This is a genomic window from Variovorax sp. SG517, from assembly GCF_013376045.1.
Classification (GTDB): domain Bacteria; phylum Pseudomonadota; class Gammaproteobacteria; order Burkholderiales; family Burkholderiaceae_C; genus Variovorax.
The window spans coordinates 457500-479242 of the sequence record NZ_JABMJG010000006.1 but is presented as its reverse complement, the minus strand read 5'-3'; the positions used below and the strand labels follow the sequence as shown (position 1 = coordinate 479242).

The 21743-nt window shown below is 65.6% G+C and carries 17 protein-coding genes and 1 pseudogene; 15 read left to right on the top strand and 3 right to left on the bottom strand.

Annotation, left to right across the window (positions count from 1 at the left end):
• Positions 1-87: 87 nt before the first annotated feature.
• Positions 88-1563: pseudogene (locus tag FHT32_RS20820) on the bottom strand (ABC transporter permease); the annotation flags it as partial.
• Positions 1557-2771, bottom strand: a complete 1215-nt coding sequence (locus tag FHT32_RS20815; RefSeq protein WP_256099084.1) for an efflux RND transporter periplasmic adaptor subunit — start codon at positions 2769-2771, stop codon at positions 1557-1559. The pseudogene FHT32_RS20820 and the gene FHT32_RS20815, both read right to left, overlap by 7 nt.
• Before the next feature lie 458 nt (positions 2772-3229).
• On the opposite strand from FHT32_RS20815, the gene FHT32_RS20810 reads away from it, so the two are divergent.
• The 8 genes from FHT32_RS20810 (at position 3230) to FHT32_RS20775 (ending at position 11821) form a co-directional block, all read left to right on the top strand.
• Complete coding sequence (locus tag FHT32_RS20810; protein WP_176666477.1) at positions 3230-4669, top strand: glycosyltransferase family 39 protein; 1440 nt, start codon at positions 3230-3232, stop codon at positions 4667-4669.
• Positions 4656-5795 (top strand): glycosyltransferase family 2 protein, encoded by a 1140-nt coding sequence (locus FHT32_RS20805; protein ID WP_256099083.1) that lies wholly within the window; start codon positions 4656-4658, stop codon positions 5793-5795. The genes FHT32_RS20810 and FHT32_RS20805 overlap by 14 nt, the downstream gene beginning before the upstream one ends.
• Entirely contained in the window at positions 5792-6763 is a 972-nt protein-coding gene (locus tag FHT32_RS20800) for a ChbG/HpnK family deacetylase (protein WP_176666476.1), read from the top strand. The genes FHT32_RS20805 and FHT32_RS20800 overlap by 4 nt, the downstream gene beginning before the upstream one ends.
• Entirely contained in the window at positions 6760-6981 is a 222-nt protein-coding gene (locus FHT32_RS20795; RefSeq protein ID WP_176666475.1) for a hypothetical protein, read from the top strand. Before FHT32_RS20800 ends, FHT32_RS20795 begins: the two co-directional genes overlap by 4 nt.
• A 543-nt stretch (positions 6982-7524) precedes the next feature.
• The gene (locus FHT32_RS20790) at positions 7525-8220 is read left to right on the top strand and encodes a response regulator (protein WP_176666474.1); all 696 of its coding nucleotides are present in this window, start codon (positions 7525-7527) and stop codon (positions 8218-8220) included.
• Complete coding sequence (locus FHT32_RS20785; protein ID WP_176666473.1) at positions 8217-9410, top strand: HAMP domain-containing sensor histidine kinase; 1194 nt, start codon at positions 8217-8219, stop codon at positions 9408-9410. The genes FHT32_RS20790 and FHT32_RS20785 overlap by 4 nt, the downstream gene beginning before the upstream one ends.
• Positions 9411-9748: 338 nt before the next feature.
• Complete coding sequence (locus FHT32_RS20780; RefSeq protein WP_176666472.1) at positions 9749-9985, top strand: hypothetical protein; 237 nt, start codon at positions 9749-9751, stop codon at positions 9983-9985.
• Between the two features lie 144 nt (positions 9986-10129).
• Positions 10130-11821, top strand: a complete 1692-nt coding sequence (locus FHT32_RS20775) for a cyclic peptide export ABC transporter (protein WP_176666471.1) — start codon at positions 10130-10132, stop codon at positions 11819-11821.
• Between the two features lie 180 nt (positions 11822-12001).
• Here the strand turns inward: FHT32_RS20775 and FHT32_RS20770 are convergent, their stop codons facing one another.
• Positions 12002-12931, bottom strand: coding sequence for a LysR family transcriptional regulator (locus tag FHT32_RS20770; RefSeq protein ID WP_176666470.1), 930 nt, complete (start codon positions 12929-12931; stop codon positions 12002-12004).
• A gap of 154 nt (positions 12932-13085) precedes the next feature.
• Between FHT32_RS20770 and FHT32_RS20765 the strand changes: the two genes are divergently transcribed.
• From FHT32_RS20765 to FHT32_RS20735, 7 genes are read left to right on the top strand one after another with little or no spacing between them, the layout of a single operon-like run.
• Positions 13086-13937, top strand: a complete 852-nt coding sequence (locus FHT32_RS20765; protein WP_176666469.1) for a fumarylacetoacetate hydrolase family protein — start codon at positions 13086-13088, stop codon at positions 13935-13937.
• A gap of 15 nt (positions 13938-13952) precedes the next feature.
• A complete protein-coding gene (locus FHT32_RS20760) occupies positions 13953-16055 on the top strand; it encodes a hydantoinase/oxoprolinase family protein (RefSeq protein WP_176666468.1) in 2103 nt (700 codons plus the stop codon).
• Positions 16052-17839: a hydantoinase B/oxoprolinase family protein gene (locus FHT32_RS20755; protein WP_176666467.1), complete on the top strand. Its 1788-nt coding sequence runs from the start codon at positions 16052-16054 to the stop codon at positions 17837-17839. Before FHT32_RS20760 ends, FHT32_RS20755 begins: the two co-directional genes overlap by 4 nt.
• 8 nt (positions 17840-17847) lie before the next feature.
• The gene (locus tag FHT32_RS20750) at positions 17848-18216 is read left to right on the top strand and encodes a hypothetical protein (protein ID WP_176666466.1); all 369 of its coding nucleotides are present in this window, start codon (positions 17848-17850) and stop codon (positions 18214-18216) included.
• Between the two features lie 2 nt (positions 18217-18218).
• Positions 18219-19289 carry a GTP-binding protein gene (locus FHT32_RS20745; protein WP_176666465.1) on the top strand — a complete coding sequence of 357 codons (1071 nt, stop codon included), beginning with the start codon at positions 18219-18221 and terminating at the stop codon, positions 19287-19289.
• A 43-nt stretch (positions 19290-19332) separates the two neighbouring features.
• Positions 19333-20745, top strand: coding sequence for an MFS transporter (locus FHT32_RS20740; protein WP_176666464.1), 1413 nt, complete (start codon positions 19333-19335; stop codon positions 20743-20745).
• 31 nt (positions 20746-20776) lie between these two features.
• On the top strand, positions 20777-21733 hold the full coding sequence (locus tag FHT32_RS20735; protein WP_176666463.1) for a tripartite tricarboxylate transporter substrate binding protein: 957 nt from the start codon (positions 20777-20779) through the stop codon (positions 21731-21733).
• Positions 21734-21743 lie beyond the last annotated feature (10 nt).

Sequence of the window (21743 nt, the reverse complement as noted above, 5' to 3'; positions counted from 1 at the left end):
GCGCGTGGCGGCCTGCCGGACCTGGTCCGAATTCATGATGAAGAAGTCCTGGCTGCCGTGGCGGTCGCGCAGCACCGAAGTGACGGCGCCTTGCGCTGCTCGGCTGGAGATTTCGTCCTTGATGCGCAACGTGATGCTTTCGAGGAATTGCCTTCCTGCGAGGCGGGTCGCCACCGTCGTGTAGGGCACGAAGAAGCCCGGCGTGCTCGACGCGAAGCTGCTCTGCATCGGGCGCAGCACGCCGACCACCTGCACCGGCATCTCGCCGAGGAGCACGGTCTGCCCCAGCGGCGATGCGGTACCGAAGAGCGCCGTGGCTGCGCGTTGATCGATCACGGCCACCTGCGCGCGCGCTTCCTGCTCGCGGGCGTCGAAGAAGCGGCCCGCAGCCAATGAAAGGCCGCGCACGCGGAACAGCCCCGCGCCCACGCCATTGACCTGGGCCGATGCCACCGCAGAGTCGCGCAGTGCCGCCACTGACACCGAGATGTTGGGCGAGGCACTGTCCACGTAGAACTGCTGCGCCAGCGCCTCGGCGTCGGCCACCGACAGGTTCTCGATCGCGCTCGCCCTCAGGTCACCGAAGTCGCGGCCGGGGAATATCTCCAGCGTGTTGGTGCCCAGTTCGCGGATCTGGGCCATGACCTGATCCTGCGCACCGCGCCCCAACGCGACCACGCACACCAGGGCTGCGATGCCGATGACGATGCCCAGCATCGTCAGCAGCGCGCGCAGCCGGTGGGCATGCAGGGCGAAGAGCGCCATGCGCAGCGTCTGCGCCATGCGTGCCGGCGTGGCCGTGCCTTCGCGCCCGCTCTCGCCTTCCGGCGGTGCCGGCAACATGGTGGTGCACGGCACCATCGCAGCTTCGCTGCGCCGATCGGAGACGATGCGGCCGTCGCTGATTTCGATCACGCGCGACGCGCGGCGGGCCACCTGGGCATCGTGCGTGACGATGATCACCGTGTGCCCTTGCGCATTCAGTTCGGCGAGCAGGCGAAGCACATCCTCGCCGCTGGATGTGTCCAGGGCGCCCGTCGGCTCGTCGGCCAATATCACGCTGCCGCCGTTCATCAGCGCGCGCGCGATCGAGACGCGCTGCTGCTGTCCGCCCGAGAGCTGGCTGGGCCGATGGTCCGCGCGCGCTCCCAATCCCAGGCGCTCGAGCAGGAGCAGCCCGCGGGCCTGGCGCTGCTGCGCACTGCAGCCGGCGTAGATGGCGGGCAGCGCCACGTTGTCCAGCGCGGTCAATTCGCCCAGCAGCTGGTAGCGCTGGAAGACGAAGCCGAAGTGCTCGCGCCGCAGCCTCGCCAGGCCGTCCGCGTCCAGATCCGCGACCTCCTGGCCGGCCACGCGGTAGCTGCCCGAAGTCGGGCGATCCAGCGCGCCGAGGATGTTCATCAGCGTCGACTTGCCGGAGCCCGAAGCACCCACGATGGCCACCATCTCCCCCGCGTCGATCCGCAGGTCGATGCCGTCCAGCACGGCGAGAGTGCCCTCCCCCGCCACGAACTCGCGGCGCAGGCCGCGCGTCTCCAGCAATGTCCGGGACGTGCCTACCATAGCGCCGGTCCTTGAGGCACTGCGGCATCCGCCGCGACCGGCTCACCGACCACGACGCGTTCCCCGACGGCCAGGCCGCCGAGTACCTGCACCTGCAGGGGCGTGCGCAGGCCGGTCTGCACCTGGCGCTCGACCACGTCCCCGTCCGGCTGCAGCAAGCGCACCGTTCCGTGTCCGGCCTTCGCACCCGGTCGCAGCGCCACGGCGGGAATGAGCAATGCGTCCTCGATCTTCTTCACGTGCACGGAGACCTGGACCGTCATGGAGGGGCGCAGCATGCCGTGTTCGTTGGGCACATCGAACAGGGCGTTGTAGTAGACGGCCTTGGCCGCGGCGGCTGTGGACGAGGCGCCTCCGGCCGCCGCAGCCTCGTTGGCGATGGAGTCGGGAGCCGGCTCGATCAGGGCGATGCGTGCCTGATAGCGGTCGGTGCGGCTGCCCGGCACGACGAAGCTCGCCGCCATGCCCGCCGCCACCAGGTTCACGTCGGCCTCGGAAATCTCGGCGCGCACGGTCATCACGTCCAGCTTCGCCAGCATGACGATGGTGGGGGTGCTCTGGAAGGCGTTGAGCGTCTGTCCCTGCCGGGTGACCACCGCCACCACGACGCCGTCCATCGGTGCCACGATGCGTGTGTAGTCGAGCTGCGTGCGCGCCGTGTCGACCTGCGTGCGCGCCTGCACGACCTGGGCCTGCAACGAGTCGATCTCGGCTCGCTGCGTATCCACCGCCGCCTGCGCTGCTTCAAGATCGGCCTGCGCGGTCGCCTCGGCCACGGTCAGCGTCTGCTGGCGGCGCAGCAGCACCCGGGCCTGCGCCATTGCAACGCGCCGCGCGTTGAGCTGCGCGCGCAGCGAGTCGACCACAGCCTCGGCACTGCGCAGCGCGATCTGCTGCGGCTGCGCATCGACTTCGGCGATCAGCTGTCCCTTGGCTACACGCTGCCCCAGGCTCACGTGCAGGCGCTCCACCCGGCCCGACACCTGTGCGCCGACGGCGACCAACTCCTTGGGACGGACCCGGCCCACCGCCTGTACTTCCTGGGCCAAGGTGCCGCGCTCGACCACTGCGGTGGCCAGATCGGATTGCGGGCCTGTGTTCATTTCCACGAGCGCGAACGCGCCGGCAGTGGCAACGACGACGGCGCCGACCGCGAGTGCCCATTTACGAGCTGTCTTCAATGCATCGCTTTCAAGGTTGGGGTTCATGGCCCTGTGCCGGACAGCCAGGGGCGGCCATCCGTGCGGCAACGAGGTCCGTCCCATCGAAGGGACCGGAGAGGATTCTTGTGAAAGCGCATCGAGAAAGAGCCTGCGCACGATCCAGATCCGATCGAGAGCCAAAGCGCTCGGGCGCGCTCAAGGGCCGTTCAACGCGAATTGATCGAACGTTGATGAAACCCCCAGTGCTTCTGCATCGTGCGAAGAGAGCATTTCGTCACAGTCAATCCTGAAGCCCGCCTGGGCTCGCGCGCCTTCGAATGCACTCTCCGCTTCCAGATTCCAATCCCGGTCCATCCTTGTCGGCCGTGGTCCGCTCCGCCGAGGCCGTGCTCAGCGGCCCTGTACCGCGGCCCGATCGCGCCAGGCCGGCATCGCGGTCCGCCGAGTCCCGAGGCACCTCGCCGCCCCGGCCCAGCGGAGCCTGGGTCATCGCGCTGCTCGCCGTGTTCGCCGCCATCTGGCTGCCGCACCTTGCGCAGTCGAGCCTCGTGCCGCCCACGGACAACATCGAGCAGCTCACCTGGGTGCGCAGCCTCGAATGGGGCTACTACAAGCATCCTCCGCTGCCCACGTGGGTGCTTTGGCTTCCCGTGCAGTTGATGGGCTTGTCGGGGGCCATCACCTATGTGCTCGGCGCGGCCTTCGTGCTGGCGGCGATGGGCATGCTCTGGCGATTTCTTGCCGCCCTTCGCGGCACCGTGTATGCCACGGTGGCACTGCTTGCGGCCCTGTGCATCACCTACTACAACGGCCGTCTCTACTACTACAACCACGAAGTGGTGCTGATCCCGTTCGCAGTGGCCAGCGCTGTTCTCACCTGGAAGGCATTTGTCTCGAGGCAGCGCCGCTGGTGGCTGTGGTTGGGGGTTTGCCTCGGCGTCGGAGGGCTCGCGAAATATCACATCGTCGTGATGGCCCTCGCCGTGGCGGTGTTCTGGGTGTGGCAAAGAGGCTGGCGAGATGCGGATCATCGACGGGGCCTTGCCCTGGCCGCGACCGTTTCGCTGGCTGTCATGGCTCCGCATCTGTACTGGCTCTGGACGCACGACCTCGGTCCGATCCGCTATGCGATGGAGTCGTCGCTGGGCCTCGATCTCCACGGGATGCGGAGGCTGGGCGTCTGCTTGCGCTGGTTGTTCGATCAGCTCCTGAACCGGGCGCTGCCTGCGTGGCTGCTACTTCTGTCGGTGCTCTGGCTTGCAGTCCGCGCACGCACGGATGTCCACGCGCCACCGCGTGCGCCGCTGCCCGACGACGATGGAATGAGCCGCAGGCTCCTGCTGTGCTTCGGCCTCACGCCGCTGGTCTTCACTCTCGTGCTGGGCCTGGCCGTGGGCGCGGACCTGCAGTTGCATTGGGGGGCTCCGTTCCTCCTGCTCGCCGTTCCGGCCTTCATGGAGCTGGGTCCCTGGAAAGAAGTGTGGCCCCGCGTCTCGTTGAAATCTGCGCTGGTGAGCTTCTGCCTCATTCAACTGGTATTGCTGGCCTGGGGCCAAATGATTTCCGCCAACGGAGAGTTTCGGCTGCAGCGCCATCACTGGCGGAATTTCGATGCGAAAGCGCTGGCCGACGCGGTAGCGCCGGCAGCACGCGCTCAACTCGGAGGACCGGTCCGCGTGATCGCGGGGCCTCCCGCCGAGGCAGGCGCACTGGCGCTGCAGCTCGGTGAACGCCCTCTGGTCCTGATCGATGGCCGCTTCGACATCAGCCCTTGGGTGAACAAGGAGCTGGTCGACAACTGCGGCGTCCTGGAACTGAGCAAGGCTGCATCACACCCGGGCTATCGGCCGGTAGGCGAGAAATTCCCCGGCTTGTACTGGCGAACCGTCGTCCCTCGCTCGCCGTCCATCTACTGCACGCGGAGAGCAAATGCAGCGAATTGACTCGTTGACCCGCAGAGCGCTGCTCGACGCCCACATGCGCTTGCACCTCGATGACTTCAGGCCGGCCGAACGGCCGTCGAACGATGCGCCTCTGGCGTCGGCGCAACCCAGACAACCCGCGCAGCGAGATCACGGCGCCTCCATCAGCTGCGTCATTCCCTGCCGGAACGAGGCCAGGAACCTCGAACTGCTTCTGCCGCGGCTGATCGCGGTGCTGGTCACGCTGTCGCGGGAGTGGGAAGTCATCGTCGTCGACGACGGCAGCACCGACGCCACCTGCGAGTCGGCGTTGCGCTGGCAAGACCAGGGCGTGCGGCTGCTGGAGCTCTCGCGCAACTTCGGCAAGGAGGCGGCCCTGAGCGCGGGCCTGGACGCGGCGCGCGGCGATCTCGTCCTCTTGATGGACGGCGACGGCCAGCACCCTCCCGAACTGATTCCCGAGATGATCGCCCGCTGGACGCAGGGCGCCGATATGGTCTGCGCGAGGCGCTCGAATCGCGATGCGGAGGGCTGGGTCAAGCGCATCGGGACGCGGATCTTCTACAGGCTTCTCGACTGCGATCGACGCTATCGGGTACCCGCCGACGCAGGCGACTTCCGGTTGCTGGACCGCGTGGTGGTCGACGCGCTGTGCACCCTTCCGGAACGCAGCCGCTTCATGAAGGGGCTGTTCGCCTGGGTCGGCTTCCGCGTAGAGCACATTGCCTACGTGCCGCCTGCGAGGCCTCACGGCCGGAGCCACTACAGCTTGCAGGCGCTGTGCAGCCTGTCCCTGACCGGCATCACCATGTTCACCAGCTGGCCTCTGCGCGCGGCCAGCGTGCTTGGAGGACTGCTCGCGCTTGCCGCGTTCGGCTACGGCGGCATGCTGGCCTTGTCGTACATGCTTTGGGGCAATGAAGTGTCGGGATGGACCACGATCGTCGTCGCCATGTTCCTGCTGGCGGGCGTGCAGCTGATGTCGCTCGGCGTGATCGGAGAGTACCTGGCGCGGGTCTTTGATGAAGTGAAGGGACGCCCGCTGTATCTGATTCGCAGGTCTCAGGGAACCGGCCTGAAGGACAGTGGTCCGGACGGCGGCGCGGATCCGCTGGAAGCCGCACCTCAAGAGGAACGGCACCGATGAAGAACAAGCAACCCACATCCGTGGCGCCGGAGGCTTGCCGCATCTCGCCCGGCAATGCAGACCCGGCAGTCGCATGCGGGCCATGTGCCGAGCAAGTCCAGATGGGGGGCGATGAGGTGTCCGCATGTCCCGAGCGCACCATCGCCGTGTGCGTGGATGATTTCGGCCTGAATACCGGTGTCAATGCAGCCGCGCTGCACCTGGCGGAAATGCGGCGCGTGAGTGCGCTGAGTGCAATGACCCAGGCACCGGAGTGGGAAGACGGCGCGGCGCGTGCGCGGCTCCTGGACAGCCGGCGGATCGATGTCGGGCTTCACTTCAACCTGACGCAGTCGTTCAGCGGAGCGCCCGCGCTGGGGTCGGTGCAGACCTTGATCGCAGCGGCCCATCTCCGGCTGCTGCCGAAGCGCCTTGTGCGCGAAGCCCTGCTGCGCCAGCTCGACGCCTTCGAGGAAGAGATGTTCCGCGTTCCCGCCCATGTGGACAGCCACGAACACGTGCATCACCTGCCCGTGATACGGGACGTGGTGCTGGACGTGCTGCTCAGGCGGTACGGCGGCACCTTGCCGTGGCTTCGCGTGAGCGCCGCGCCGGCTGCCTCGCTCTCGGGTGGCCTTCGAAGTGCCGACGGACGCAAGGCATGGCTCATCGATCACCTGGTGGGCGCCGAGCCTTTCCGCCGCCGCGCTCGCTCGCTGGGCTTCGTCGCCAATCGCCGTCTGCTGGGTGTCTACGGCTTCGATGCCACCGAAAGCGGGTACGGCTCCTTGTTGCGGCGATGGCTGAGGCAGGCCCGCAGCGGCGATCTGCTGATGTGCCACCCCGGGAGCTTGGCGGTGGGCGATGTCATCAGCCGCGGGCGCTGTGTCGAGTTCGCGGTGTGGTCCGACCCTCACCTCCCGCACCTTCTGCGAGAGCTGGGCGTTCGCATCGCACCTCTGTCGGCTCTGAGGGCAGCGACGGCATGAAGATCGCGAGCCCAGGCTGCGTCTTCGGCGGCAGCTTCATCTGCTCGCTGGAAGCAGAACTCGGCGGGTTCGAACTGGGCGTGCTGCCGGCCGCCACTGCACCAGCGCGCGGCGGCTCAGGGCCCGAACCAGTAGAACAACCACGATGCCACGGCAAAGAGCACGACCACCATGAGCACCTTGTCGCCTCTGGCAGAGACCCATGCCACGATCGTTGAGTCACGCCGTATGCCCCTGCCCCTGCCCCTGCCCGTGGCCGTGGCCGTGCGCGTATCCGAGGACTTCGGCGTGGGGAATGCCTCGACCTGAAATTCCATGGCTTGTTCTCGATGAAAATGCAAGCCATGTTCTCGTGCGCCGATCAAGCCGCGATTGAATGTCTATGTGGTTTCGTTCAAGAAGCGTTCTTATCTGGAAATTTCAGGCGCGGCTCGATTCAGCTTGGCCTCCCCAACTCCGACGACTACCGAGTCTTGATCAGATCTTGATAAAGGGTGGTTCGAGCTTTGACAGATGGACCTGACAATGGCTCGAGATCCCGTTCATTACGCGCGATGCCCGCGTTGCCATCGCAATGCGCGTTTCGATGCGGCAGCGGCAACGATGTCTCTGCCTGCGCTCTTCGCACGCGCCGGATAATGCCGGGGTTGTTCGCGAGAGTGTTCCCGCACAGGCTCCAAACGAAAGTTCCCGCCCTCGCGCATGTGCGATTCCATCGCGAACCCAGGTCATGCCCGCCGCAAACAAGAAACACGATTCCCATGGCCAACGAACGCATCCTGATTGTTGAAGACGATTCCCAGATCGCCGAGGTGCTGGCCGCCTATCTGCAGCGCGATGGCTATCTCACGTCCATTTGCCGCGATGGCGGCGAGGCCATGCAGATGTTCCGGCAATGGCAGCCGGACCTGGTGCTCCTCGACTACATGCTGCCGCAGGTCAATGGGAACGAGATCCTCGGCGCCATTCGCAGGGCCGGCGATATACCCGTCATCATGGTCACGGCCGTCGATGGGGAAGTGGAGAAGCTGGGTGCGCTTCGCTACGGCGCGGACGACTATGTCGTTAAGCCCTTCAACCCCAAGGAGGTGGTCGCGCGCGTGCAGGTCATCTTGAAGCGCGTGCGCAATGGCTCTCAACAGAGCAGCCAGACTCACCTTGCGTGGGGGCCGCTGGAGCTCGATCTCGACGCCGTGATGGCACGTGTCGCGGACAAGTCAGAGCCTCTCGACCTGACCATCACCGAGTTCAAGCTCCTGGCGACCCTGATGCGCAATCCGCGCAAAGCCTTCAGCCGCCTCGAATTGCTGGAAGCATGCCTGCCGGAGAGCGATGCGCTCGAGCGGGTGGTCGACACGCATGTGCACAACCTGCGGCGAAAGCTGGAAGAACAAGGCGTCCAGGGCACCCCGACGGCCGTGCGGGGCGTCGGCTATCGCCTTGGCGATTCCAGATGAAGCCATCGCGCCGTTCGCTGTGGGCGTGGCTCACGTGGCGGATGATCGCGCTGGCGATTGCCGCCACGGCGGCCGTGCAGGCGGGCATGTGGGTGCGCTACAGCTACTGGGAATCGAAGAACGAGGCCCAGCTGCCGCCCGGCGTCGCCGAAGAACTCAGGCAACTCGAGAACGCGCCCAAGAGCGAGGAGGTCTCGAAGCGCCTGGTCGAGCTCTATACCCAGTACGGCGACCGCTTCGCAATGCCGTCGGATTCGGACGACTTGCTCATCCAGATGCTGCTGAGCCTTTCCATCACCCCCTTCGTAGCGGCGTTCGGATTGCTCCTGGCGCGCCGCATCGTCGAGCCCGTCTCCGATGTCGCGACGGCGGCGGAATCGGTCTCGATGGGGCGTTTCTCCGCCCGTGCGCCGGTGCTCGAATCCGCACCGGCCGAACTCCAGCGCCTGGCCAACCACTTCAACGCGATGGCCGAGCGCCTGGAGGCCTACGACCGCGAACTGCAGGACTCCAGCGCCGCGATCGCCCACGAGCTTCGCACGCCGCTGACTGCCGCAATGGGGCGGCTGCAGGGGATCGTCGACGAGGTGTTCCCGCTCGATGAAAAGCAGATCCGGACCGTGCTCGATCAACTGGGGCAGATCAACCGCATCATTGGCGATCTCCAGGTTCTGTCATTGGCCCAAGGTGGCCGCCTGCAGCTGGAAATGACGGAGTTCGACCTGCACGGTTTCGTCGAGGAGCGCCTCTCATGGGCTCTTCCTTCCCTTCAGGAACGCGGCATGACGGCGGCCAACCATGTGAGCAGGAAAGAGACGGTGCGCGCCGACAGGGGCAGGCTGGGCCAGGTCCTTTCGGCGCTGGTCGACAACGCGGTGCGCTATGCGAGCGACGGCCGCCTGGTGGAGATCGACTGCCGTGCAGATGCATCCACACTCGAACTGATCGTGCGGGATCGAGGCAAGAGTGCTTCGGTGGACGACGTGTCGCGTTTCTTCGAGCGCTTCTGGCGCAGCGAACGGTCGCGCTCCCGCTACGCGGGGGGAACCGGCCTGGGGCTCTCCGTCGTGCAGGCGATCTGCAAGGCACATGGCGGCGAGGCAAAGGCCGCTGCGCGCCCCGGAGGCGGGCTGGAGATCCGGATCTGCCTGCCGCGCGATCAAGGCCTGCGCAGATCGATCGGCGGATAAGCGTTCTTTCTTTCCCTTGAGGGAGGAAGGCGCGGTTCGCCTGCTCGGGGCACGACATAGCGCTGCAAGGCTTTCGAAAAGAAGGCTGCTTGACCAATCCTTGATGCTGCACCCACCGATCTTCGATGAAGCATCGGCAACATCGCGGTATGAATCACTTCAAGGGCCTCGGGAACCGCACGCCGCTGCCGCTTCCGGAAACGCAGGTCCGCCCCTCCTGCCACACCTCAAGGACTTCAATGCAAGGATCTTTCATGAAGAACCCGCAACGCAAAAGACTGTGTTCATCCGCAATGGCTGCGCTCTTGCTGCTGGCAGCGGGGTCCGCGACCGCTGGCGTGACCTGGTCCATTGGCATCAGTTCCCCGACTGTGGTCGTGGCGCCCCGGCCGCCGGCCGTGGTCTATGAAGCCGCACCGGCCTACGTGGTCCCAGCGCCTGTGTACCCGGTCGCGCCGCGGGTCGTCGTTGCGCCACCGGTCATCTATCAGCCGCCGTCCGTCGCCCTGCGCGTCGACCATGACCACGGCCCTTACTACTACCACAGGCACGACGACGACTGCGATGACGACTGAAGCTCGCCGATGAGCGCCGCGGCGTGAGGCGCCGCGCGAAACGCGCCTGCCCTGAAGTCATTGTCCAACCGCGGGGTCGTCGCTCGCCCGCGTCGCTGCCCATCATGCCTGTTGCATTCGCGGCAGCAGAACTCCATTGCTCCGATGAACGCCTTGCCTCCAGGCCTTTCCCCCTTTGCCACCGACATGTGGCGTCTTCTGAAACCCTTCGCCGGTGTCGCCGCGGTCGCCACGCTCATCGGCAGCGTAGGTGGCCTGGCCACGGCCGCGTTGCTGGAGCAGATCAATTCGGCTCTGCACGGTAGTGCGGCCATTTCCGTTTCCGCCATCGCCGGACTCGCGGTACTGGCCGTGTTCGCCGTAGGGGGGCATACGGTGGCAGGCGTCCTCAACAGCGTGACGGGCCAGCGGGTGGTCGCAGCCCTTCGCAAGGACGTCTCCCTGCGGATCATGGGCGCGCCGATCGCCGCCGTCGAGCGCATGAAGAGCCACCGGCTGCAGGCCATCCTCAACGAGGACATCGACACCATCAGCGACTTCACCTCGGAGTTCGCCGGCCATGCTTCGGCCTTCGCGGTCACGGCGGGCTGCGCGATCTACCTGTTCAGGCTCTCGCCCGTTCTTTTCCTCGTCAGCGCGCTCGCGCTGGTCGTGGGCATCTGGATCAATTTCGCCGCGGCAAGGGCCTGGAGTCGCAACTTCGAGAAGGCCCGGGCCGGCGAGGATGAACTGCAGAAGCACTACCGCAGCGTCGTGGAAGGCGCCAAGGAGCTCCGGCTCAACCGAATGCGCCGTGCCCAGGTGCATGGCGTGCGCCTGTCGGGCGCAGCGGATCTCGTCGCGCGGCTGAAGGCTCGGGCGCTCGGCCTGTTCTGGGCCGCCGAAGGTACGAATTCGGCGATCTTCTTCCTGGTCGTCGTCTGGATCCTGGCCGCGCGTCCGTCGCTGGGAATCGATGCCCAGGTCGTCAGCGGCTTCATCATCGTGCTGCTCTTCGTCAAGGGGCCCATCGAGGAGCTGGCCGCCCTGCTGCCTTTCCTGAGCCAGGCGCAGGTGGCTTTTCGCCGGATCGCGCGCCTGTCGGCGGAGTTCCGCAAGGAACCGCACGCCGCTGGCCCCGCGCAGCCGGCATTTCTCGCGAGCCAGATCGAACTGCGGCAGGCCCGCTACCGTTTCGAAGCGCGGCAGGAAGGCGCCAAACCCTTCGAGGTGGGGCCGATCGACCTCAGGCTCCGGCGCGGCGAGACGCTGTTCATCGTCGGCGGCAACGGCAGCGGGAAGACGACGCTCGTCAAGCTGCTCCTGGGCCTCTACCAGCCGAGCGAGGGACGGCTTCTGCTCGACGGAGCGCCCGTGGACGACCGCAGCCGCGAAGCCTATCGTGGGCTCTGCTCCGCCATCTTCTCCGACTACCACCTGTTCGATGAACTGGTCGCGCAGGATGCCGAGCACATCCGGTGCGCCGGCGAACTGATGGAGCGGCTGGGAGTCGCGGACAAGGTCCAGCTCGTCGACGGCATGTTTTCCACAACGGACGTCTCGACGGGCCAGCGCAAGCGCCTCGCGCTCGTCCATGCCTGGCTGGAAGACCGCCCGGTGGTCATGTTCGACGAATGGGCCGCGGACCAGGACCCGGAGTTTCGCAGCGTCTTCTATCGCGAGCTGCTGCCGGAACTCAAGCGCGAGGGCAAGACCCTGATCGTGGTCTCGCATGACGACCGCTACTTCGACGTCGCGGACCGCGTGATTCGCATGAGCGCGGGTCGGATCGTCGAGGCGTTCGTCCCGCCTGGGAAGCCGAAGTCATCCAGGGCGTTCGTGGCGGATGTCCGATAGGGCACGCTGCGGCTGCATTGCCGTAGCCGGACCAACGACGACAGCTGCGCAAACCGACCGAGCCTCAGAGCCTTTGCTGGGATGCGGCAACGCGAATGCCCCCGCAGACACCCCAATCATTTGTCGTTGAAGCTTGCTCGATGTGTATCCCGAAGACAACCTGGGCAGGCAGCTGACTCCCTATTTGACTTCAGTTGCCGGTTCGGTAAGTTGGCCGCTCCAAGCTTCAACCAGCTGCTGAACCAACTCCGCGACAACGCGGCTCGCCGGCGAGAGCTTGCCCTGCTTGGGAAAAGCCAACGTCACATGTCGGACCAGGTCGGGCTTCACCAGCTTGCTGGCTTGCAGACGGCCACTCTGCAGCTCGGCAGTCATCGAGTACGGACCGAGCACCGAGTACAGGCCCGGCGTCCGGGCCACCAGTTCCTTCTGCACCGTCAATGAGTCCGCCTCGGCGACGGATACGAGCTTGAACCCGAGGCTGCGTGCCGCCTCATCGAGTGCTTCGCGCCAATGACTGGGCCTGCGCGGAAGGACCAACTGCAGTCCGGACAGACGAGAAAAATTAACGGTGGCCTCCCGTGTGATCTCGTCACCAGGGGCAGAGACCAGGTACGTATGCGCGACGCTCAACAGCTTCTCCTCTCGGCCGCTCGGGCGGTTGAAGCGAAAGAGAACCGCCATATCGACAGCACCACTGTCCAGCAGCGTGTCGAGTTCAGTGCCTTGCGACTCGGTGATGTTGAGACGAATACCCGGGTGCTCCGAGCGCAGCCGCTCGAACAACCGGGTCACCAGTGGATGTGCGCCTGAAGGAATGATGCCCATCCGGACTTCACCGAGCAGCTTGCCTGATTCCGTGCGCAGTTCCTCCGTAAGGCGTTCCGTTTCCTGCAGCCATGAGCGCAGTCGCACCACAGCCCTTGCGCCCAGTTCGGTCAGGGTCACACCGCGGCCGGTGCGGCGAAAGAGCGGGCCGCCCAGTGCCGCTTCGAACTCGCTGATCTGGCGACTGACATGCGATTGCACCGTCTGGCGGCGTGCAGCCACCTTGCTGAGGCTACCGGCCTCGACCACTTCGAGGAAGAGCCTGACGCTTGCGACGTTCATAGGGATTTCCCTTAAGAGCCATGCCTAAATTGGCAACTCTGAAACGCCTGAATTCTATCTAGGCGGATGGCTCGCCGATTTCTACATTTGGTCCAGCGCTCCACAAGGGCATACGAAATTCCAAACCCGCAGAGATCTATTCCAAGGAGATACCTTGAAACTCGCCAGCTTCAAACACGACGGACGAGCTACCTACGGAGTGGCACAGGCAGACCGCTATCTGCAGCCCCCGGCCGACTTTCTGAGCCGCTATCCGGACCTCGCAGCGGTGCTGCGCGCCAACGCACAACGCGAACTCGAACAGGCCGCAATCAGCAGTGGTATTTCAATTCAGGCCGCAGCGACGCAGGCCCTGCCGGTCCTGCCCACCCCGCAGAAGTTCATCTGCGTCGGCCTGAACTACAAGACCCACGTCGCCGAGACGAAGCGCGACGACAGCGCATACCCCGCCCTGTTCGTGCGCTTCGCGGATTCACTGGCCGCGAATGGGGACGTCGTGCATCGCCCGTCTTTCTCGGAGCGCTTCGATTGGGAGGGCGAGCTCGCCGTCGTCATCGGCAAGGGAGGGCGTGCGATCTCTCAGGAACAAGCCTTCGACCATGTTGCCGGCTACGCGTGCTTCAACGACATCACCGTGCGCGACTGGCAGCGCCACACGCACCAGTGGACGCCGGGCAAGAACTTTCCCGGAACCGGTCCGCTGGGCCCCTGGCTCGTGACCGCCGACGAAGTCCCGGACGTCAACGCCTTGACCCTCGAGACGCGCCTCAACGGCGAAGTCATGCAGAAGGCTTCGCTTGCCGACCTGCTCTTCACCATCCCGGTGCTGATCGAATACATCTCCCGCTTCACCCCCCTGTCCCCTGGTGACGTGATTGCCACCGGCACGCCCGGTGGCGTGGGCGACCGCCGCACGCCGCCTGTGTACATGAAGGACGGCGATGCGGTCGAGGTCGAAATCACCGGCCTCGGCATTCTCAAAAATCGCATCGGTACCGCGGCCTGACCGCACGAAATCACCATGGCAAACAAATCCCAGGCGGTGCCTCCCGCCAGCGCCAAGCTGCGCATCGCGGTCGACATCGGCGGCACGTTCACCGACATGGCGGCTTTCGATGAAGTCTCCGGCAAGCTCCTGTTCGGCAAGGCGCTGTCCACGCACGGGCAACTCGTGGACGGTATCCAGCACACGCTGGACAGCGCCGACATCGACGTGCACAACGGCAATCTTTTTCTGCACGGCTCGACCATCGCGATCAACACGCTGCTCGAGCGCAACGGTGCCAAGACGGCGCTGCTGATTACCGAAGGGTTCCGCGACATCTACGAGATCGGCCGCGTCAATCGCCCCGACGCGTACAACCTCTTCTTCAACAAGCATACGCCGCTGGTCAAGCGCTCCTTGCGCTTCGAGGTTGCGGAACGGCTGCGCGCCGATGGCAGCACGCACAAGCCGCTCGACGAGGCGGCCGTGCGCGAACTCGCGCGAGAACTGCGCGGACAGGGCATCGAGGCGGTCGCCGTGCTGTTGCTGCACTCCTATCGCAACCCCGCGCACGAGCAGCGCGTCAAGCAGATCCTGCAGGAGGAACTGCCTGGCGCGTTCGTCAGTGCCTCGCACGAACTCTCGCAGGAATACCGGGAGTTCGAGCGCGTCTCCACCGTCGTGGCGAATGCCTACGTCGGCCCTCGCGTGTCGGCCTACCTCGGCGAACTGGAGAAGCATCTTGCCAAGGGCGGGTTCGAGGGCGACTTCTACGTCGTGCAGTCCACCGGCGGGCTCTTTCCCAGCGAGCATGCCCGGCGAGACTGCGTGCGCATGCTGGAGTCGGGCCCGGCGGCCGGCGTCATCGGCGCGCAGGCCATCTGCGCCCAGCTCGGCATGGGGGATGCGATCGCCTTCGACATGGGTGGCACGACAGCCAAGGCCGGCGTGATCAGCGAGGGACGCCCCCTGACGACGGGCTCAGCACTCATCGGTGGCTACGAACGCGCGCTGCCGATCCAGATCCCGATGATGGACATCCACGAAGTGGGCACCGGCGGCGGCAGCATTGCGCGCGTTGAAACCGGCAGTGCACTGCGTGTCGGCCCCCAGAGCGCCGGCTCGATTCCGGGGCCTGTGGCCTATGGCCGCGGCGGCACCGAACCCACCGTGACGGACGCCAACCTGCTGCTGGGCCGGCTCGACGCCGACCACTTCCTGGGCGGCGAACTCAAGCTCGACATGGCCGGCTGCGAACGCCAGATGCGCGAGCGCGTCGCCGGGCCGCTGGGGCTGGATCCGACCGAGGCGGCCGACGGCATCCTTCGCATTGCCGTGACGCAGATGTCGCACGCTGTGAAGGCGGTGACCACGGAGCGCGGCCTTGATGCCGGCAGCTTCACCATGGTGGTCTACGGCGGTGCGGGGCCCCTGCACGCTTCGGCCATTGCGCGCGGGATCGGCATTCGCAAGGTGCTCATCCCCTTCGCTCCCGGCTACTTCTCGGCCTACGGCATGCTGTTTTCCGATTTGCGCTACGACTACGTGCGCTCGGTGTTCCGCAAGCTCAACGACGTGTCATTCGAAGAGATCGAATCGCTCTACCAGGGGATGGAAGACGAGGGCCGCGCCGCGCTGGCGCAGTCCGGCGTCAAAGCCGACGGGATCGTCATCGAGCGGGCCGCCGACATGCGGTATGTCGGCCAGGAACACGCAGTGACCGTCGACCTCCCGATGGCCTTCTTCGAGAGCAAGGACCGTTCTGCGATCAAGCGTCAGTTCGACGAACTTCACAAGGTGCGCTACGGCACCTCTGCGCCGAAGGAACCTGCAGACCTGGTGAGCCTGCGCGTCACGGTGCTGGGCACCATGAAGAAGCCGCCAAAGCACAGTGTCGAGGCGGGCTCCGAGCAGCCCGAAAAGGCAGCCCTGCGCGTCGTCAAGCGGGTGTATTTCCGTTCGGGAGGCTGGGCGGACACGCCAGTCTACAAGCGCGACCTGCTGCTCTCGGGCAACGTCGTGGCAGGGCCTGCGCTGATCGAGGAGCACGCCTCCACCACCGTGGTGCAGCCGGGCGATGAATTGCGCGTCGACGAACTGGGCAACCTTCAAATTTCCATTGGGAGCGACAGGACATGAGCAACCCGCACGACAAGCCGATCGACCCGGTCACCGTCGAGATCATCCGCAACGGCTTGTACGCGGTCACGGAGGAGATGAAGACCAACCTCACGCGTACCGCCTACAACCTCATCATCTACGAGGCGCTGGACTTCACGGTCGGCCTGTTCACCAAGGAGGGCGACACCGTCTCGATCGGCCTGGGCCTGCCGATGTTCATCCGTGGCATGTCCGAGACGGTCAAGGCGAAGATCAAGCACTTCGGCTACGAGAACATCCTGCCGGGCGACATCCTCGTCACGAACGACGCGTACACCACGGGCAGCCATCTGAACCACTTCACGTTCACGATGCCCATATTCCACGAGGGCAAGCTGGAAGGCTTTACCTGCTGCATGGCGCACTGGCTGGACGTGGGCGGCACGCTGGGCAACGTGACCACCGATATCTTCAGCGAAGGGATCCAGATCCCCATCCTGAAGTATCAGCGCGAGGGCGTGGTCAACCAGGACCTGATCGACATCATTGCGATGAATGTGCGGCTGGCCGAGCGGGCCCTGGGTGACCTGCGTGCCCAGATCACGGCCATCACCACCGGCGAGCGCCGCTACGTCGAGCTGCTGCAGCGCTACGGCGCCGAGGCGGTGAATGGTTCGATCCGCCAGATCATGGATTCATCCGAAGCGGTGGCGCGCAAGAACACGCTGTCGATTCCAGACGGAGTCTATGAAGCCGAGTCCTTCATGGATGACGACGGCCTGGAGATCGGCAAGCGCATTCCGATCCGCGTCAAGGTGACGGTCGCGGGCGACGAGATGACCGTGGACCTGTCGGACGTCAGCAAGCAGGTGCGCGGCTTCTACAACTCCGGCTTCACGACAGGCATCGCTTGTGCGCAGGTGGCCTACAAGTGTCTGACCACGCCCACCGACTACCCGGTCAACGACGGCAGCTTCCGGTCGCTCAAGGTCATCATGCCGATGGGCACGGTGATCAGTGCCGAGCGGCCATACCCGATGCGGGTTTGGATGACGTTCCCGATGACGGTGATCGACACCATCTTCAAGGCGCTCGCACCTGCCATTCCCGACCGCTCCATTGCCGGCCACCATGCCGACCTGGTGTTCCCCAATATCCACGGCATCTCGCCGGAAGATGGGAGGCTGTTCATCGTGGGCATTGGCCCGCTGGGCGGCGGCTGGGGTGCCAAGAGCACCGAGGACGGCGTCTCGGTCACCGTCTGCATCAACGACGGCGACACGCACAACAGCCCGACCGAGCAGCTGGAAGCCAAATACCCGGTGCTGGTGGAGAAGTACGAGATCCGCAGGGACAGCGCCGGCGCCGGCAGGTACCGTGGCGGGCTGGGTGCCGAGATGGTGGTGCAGGCGCTGTCGCCGTTCACCGTCACCACGCGCATCGACCGGGTGCATTGCAAGCCCTGGGGGTTGGAGGGTGGTGGCGATGCCATGGGCAACGGCCTGGCGGTACGCCACAAGGGCGAGTGGAAGACCGACCATCTGAACGCCAAGATCTTCAATGTGCGGCTGGAGCGCGGAGACGCCTACAAGATGCTGTCTGGCGGCGGCGGCGGCTTCGGCGACCCGTTGGAGCGTGACGTCGACTTGGTGGCCGAGGACGTGCGCGAAGGCTATGTGAGCGCGGAAGTCGCCCGCGAGGTCTACCGTGTGGCACTGGATTCGCGCGGCGAGGTGGACAGGAACGCCACGCAAGGTCTGCGCCGCGCTCCCGGGAAAGCCGCGAGCCTCCCGTCTCCTGCAGTCGCCTGGGACGGTCAGTGATCGCAGTCATGGCCGACGAGGTCTCGCAGCGCGCCGACCGCCTGTTGTCGCTGTGGAGCGAACTGTCGATGCTCCATGTGGCGTTGGGCGGTGCCTGTGCTTGCGGCACAGGCGGCATCAGCCTGCGGCTCGATGACTTCGAACTCGACATCGTCGGCTACCTCGAAGACAACGGCCTGCGATCAGGCATTGCGGAGGTGGTCGATTTCTTCAGTGACCTGCAGAAGGCAGGGATGCCACCGCAACCGTTGCGCCAGATTCTGGAAGACGCTCGCAACGACCAGCTCTCGGCGGCAGTGGCCGAATGGCTGCTGCCCAAGCTGGAGAAGACCTTGCGCTCCTTCGCAGAGCTGCACGGACCCAGGGCGCGGGACTGACCATGGGCGGACATTTCTCTTCCTTGCTGGCCGAGCCTGAAGCGCTTGCCGCCCGGGTGCCGGTGACCGTGCTCACGGGTTTCCTCGGCAGCGGCAAGACCACGCTGCTGAACGCGCTGCTGCGCGAGCCCGAGCTCCATGGGGTCGCCGTCATCGTCAACGAATTCGGCGAAGTGGGGATCGACCACGACCTGATCGCACAAGCCCATGACGACACCGTGCTGCTCGCCAACGGCTGCCTGTGTTGTGCCGTACGGGGCGATCTTGTCGACGCGCTGGGCCGGCTCGCCGCGCGAACGGATCGCCCGTTGCGCCATGTGCTGATCGAAACCAGCGGCTTGGCCGACCCCGGTCCGATCATCCGCACACTGACGGGCGACGCCGGAATCCGCGCCCGATTCGCATTGGGTCGGCTGGTGTGCACCGTCGATGCGGTGCTGGCCATGGGGACACTGGACCGTCACTTGGAATCGGTTCGGCAGATCGCGGTCGCGGACGACCTGTTCCTCACGAAGACCGATTTGCTGGAAGCCACAGCACCTCCAACGGCCCTGCTCGAGCGCGTGCGTGGCATCAACGCCGCGGCGCCTTGGCGTACCGGCCGCGAGGAACAGCTGCGTTTGCTCGCCCATCTCGTACGCACGGCCTCGGGCAGCGATGTGGATGTGGACGAGACGCCTTTCTACAGGCCGGCAGCGCAGGCCGCGCAGCCTGCCACACAGCACAGGGACGGCATCTCGTCGTTCATGGTGGTTCGCGATGTCGCGTTGCCGCGCGCTGCGTTCTCCGCCTGGCTGGACATGGTCATCGCGATGCGCGGCGAGGACCTGCTGCGCGTCAAGGGGCTGGTGCAGCTTGCCGAAGAGCCCGATCGCCCCATGGTCATCCACGGCGTGCAGCACCTCTTTGCGCCACCGGAATTTCTTGCGGCCTGGCCCAGCCCGGACCGGAGTACGCGGATCGTCTTCATTACCCGCGGCGTCGATGCGGAGTCTCTGGACGAGACGTTGGACGTGATGGTGCGCCGGCATATCCGGCGAGACGGACCCAGGCCAGCAGGCGCGCCGCCCTGATCCGCCGCTCCAACACTCGAACAGAAAAGATTCCGGAGACAAGATGACAGTCGATTCGCCCCAGACGGGACAGAGCAGGAGCGCCATTCAACAGGCTGCCGGACTGCTGTTTCGCATCGAGAACGTGCCGTTCAGCCGCTGGCACACCAAGGCCCGCATCATCATGGGCAGCGCCACTTTCTTCGACGCGTTCGATGCGCTCGCACTGGCGTTCGTGCTGCCGGTCCTGATCGGGCTCTGGCATCTCTCGCCGCTGCAGGTGGGCATGCTGATCGCCTCCGGCTACGCGGGTCAGGTCATCGGTGCTCTCCTGTTCGGATGGCTCGCGGAACGCTACGGCCGGGTGCCGAGCGTCACGGCGACCGTGGCCCTCATGTCGGTAATGAGCATCGCATGCGCGACGGCCGGCAGCTTCGACGTGCTGTTTGCACTGCGCTTCCTGCAGGGCATCGGCGTCGGCGGCGAGGTGCCGATCGCGGCTGCCTACATCAACGAACTCTCCCAGGCGAGGGGACGCGGCCGCTTCTTCATCCTCTATGAACTGATCTTTCCCCTGGGGCTGCTCGCGGCGGCCCAGGTCGGCACATTCGTTGTGCCTCGCCTCGGCTGGGAATACATGTTTCTCGCCGGCGGCATCCCGGGGCTGCTCATCCTGGTCTTCATGGCGCGCCTGCCGGAATCTCCCCGCTGGCTCACCTCGAAGGGAAGGTTTGCCGACGCCGAGCGTGTGATCGCCGGCATCGAGGCGAGCACCCCGAGGCGGAGCCTGGACATCACGCGAGAGAAGGACCAGGTGGCGGCGCGCATTGCCGCCCTCGCGACCGGGTTGGCCAACACCCGAAAGGGGTCGTGGAAGGAACTGTTCTCACCGCTGTACCGACCACGCACGCTGGTCGTCTGGGTGCTGTGGGCGTCCTCCTACTTTGTGGCCAACGGCATCAACAACTGGTTGCCCACGCTCTACCGCACGGTCTATCACCTGCCGCTGCAGGAGTCGCTGCGCATGGCGTCTCTGACGAATGTTCTCAGTACCTGCGCCGTGCTGGTATGCGCCTTGATGGTCGATCGCGTCGGCCGGCGCCGGTGGGCGACCTCCAGCTTCCTGGTCAGTGGCCTGTTGCTCGGCCTCCTCGCCGCGATCGGGGCCGGCAGCCCCTGGTCGGTAGTGGTGCTGGCGTCCACGGCCTACGCGGTGATGGGCACGACCACCGTGCTGCTCTATCTCTACACGCCGGAGATCTACCCGACCCGGATGCGCGCGATCGGAACGGGATTGGCGACATCGTGGTTGCGCGTGGCATCGGCTACCGCTCCCGCCATTGTCGGGATCGTCCTGACTTCCCATGGCATCGCGACGGTCTTCCTGATGTTCGCGCTGGCCAACGTGGTCGGATTCTTCGCGGCGCAGCGCATGGTCGAGACGGCCAACCGTGCGCTCGAGGAGATCTCGCCGTGACCAACCCAAACCAAAACGAACTGGAGACGTGATGAGAATCCCAAGCCTGATTGCCCTCGCTGCAATCTTTGCGGCACCCGCGGGGGCGCAGACTGCCAAGTTCCCGGATCGAATGATCCGGATCATCGTTCCCTTTGCCGCAGGCGGTGGGGTCGACTCTACGGCTCGGCTGGTCGCCAACAGGTTGCAAACCCAGCTCGGTGTCTCGGTGATCGTGGAGAACCGCGCCGGCGCGAACGGTGTGCTTGGCGGCAAGGCAGTGCAGACAGCGGCCAACGATGGCTACACGCTGCTGTTCTCGGCGGCCACCCATGTCCTCGCCAAACAGGTGCTGAGCAACGCACCTTACGACCCGGTCGTCGATTTCGCCCCCGTGGCACGCGTCGCCGAGGCGCCGTTGATGCTGGTGATCGCGCCGCAACTCGAAGTGCAGAAGTTGCCGGAACTGCTTGCCGCCGCGAAGCAGACGACCTGGACGGCCGCGATCCCGGCGGCTGGCGCGCCGAGCCACCTGGCCACGCTCCTGCTGGCCAAGCAGGGCAACGTCACATTCAGCTTCGTTCCCTACAAGGGCACGCAGCCCGCGCTGGTCGATGTCGCGGGTGGCCATGTGCAGCTGATGCTGGACTCGATGATCTCGGTGCTGCCGTTGGCGAAAGCCAGCCGCGTCAAGCCCGTCGCGATTACCTCGCCGAAACGCAGTCCGCTCGCGCCGGACGTACCGACAGCGCAGGAAAGCGGGTTGCCCGGCTTGACCTATGCGTCCTGGTACGGCATCTGGGCGCCGAAGGGCACGGCACCGGAGCGTGTGCAACTTCTCAACAAGGCGATCAACGCCTCCGTCAACGAGCTCACCAGATCCGGCGCATTCGCGGGCCTGGGCATCGACCCCGTGAACCAGGATGCGGATCAATTCGCTCGCTACATCACAGGGTACGTAACCCAGAGCGCCGACCTCCTGAAAAGCGCGGGCTTCAAGCCCGAGTGACATCCCCCTT

What these genes read in the sequence shown, in the direction of transcription:
- FHT32_RS20795 (WP_176666475.1), top strand. Translation starts at nt 6,760, where the DNA reads ATGAAGATCGCGAGCCCAGGCTGCGTCTTCGGCGGCAGCTTCATCTGC.
- FHT32_RS20735 (WP_176666463.1), top strand. Translation starts at nt 20,777, where the DNA reads ATGAGAATCCCAAGCCTGATTGCCCTCGCTGCAATCTTTGCGGCACCC.
- FHT32_RS20745 (WP_176666465.1), top strand. Translation starts at nt 18,219, where the DNA reads ATGGGCGGACATTTCTCTTCCTTGCTGGCCGAGCCTGAAGCGCTTGCC.
- FHT32_RS20750 (WP_176666466.1), top strand. Translation starts at nt 17,848, where the DNA reads ATGGCCGACGAGGTCTCGCAGCGCGCCGACCGCCTGTTGTCGCTGTGG.
- FHT32_RS20770 (WP_176666470.1), bottom strand. Translation starts at nt 12,931, where the DNA reads ATGAACGTCGCAAGCGTCAGGCTCTTCCTCGAAGTGGTCGAGGCCGGT.
- FHT32_RS20785 (WP_176666473.1), top strand. Translation starts at nt 8,217, where the DNA reads ATGAAGCCATCGCGCCGTTCGCTGTGGGCGTGGCTCACGTGGCGGATG.
- FHT32_RS20790 (WP_176666474.1), top strand. Translation starts at nt 7,525, where the DNA reads ATGGCCAACGAACGCATCCTGATTGTTGAAGACGATTCCCAGATCGCC.
- FHT32_RS20740 (WP_176666464.1), top strand. Translation starts at nt 19,333, where the DNA reads ATGACAGTCGATTCGCCCCAGACGGGACAGAGCAGGAGCGCCATTCAA.
- FHT32_RS20755 (WP_176666467.1), top strand. Translation starts at nt 16,052, where the DNA reads ATGAGCAACCCGCACGACAAGCCGATCGACCCGGTCACCGTCGAGATC.
- FHT32_RS20760 (WP_176666468.1), top strand. Translation starts at nt 13,953, where the DNA reads ATGGCAAACAAATCCCAGGCGGTGCCTCCCGCCAGCGCCAAGCTGCGC.
- FHT32_RS20815 (WP_256099084.1), bottom strand. Translation starts at nt 2,771, where the DNA reads ATGAACCCCAACCTTGAAAGCGATGCATTGAAGACAGCTCGTAAATGG.
- FHT32_RS20775 (WP_176666471.1), top strand. Translation starts at nt 10,130, where the DNA reads ATGAACGCCTTGCCTCCAGGCCTTTCCCCCTTTGCCACCGACATGTGG.
- FHT32_RS20805 (WP_256099083.1), top strand. Translation starts at nt 4,656, where the DNA reads ATGCAGCGAATTGACTCGTTGACCCGCAGAGCGCTGCTCGACGCCCAC.
- FHT32_RS20800 (WP_176666476.1), top strand. Translation starts at nt 5,792, where the DNA reads ATGAAGAACAAGCAACCCACATCCGTGGCGCCGGAGGCTTGCCGCATC.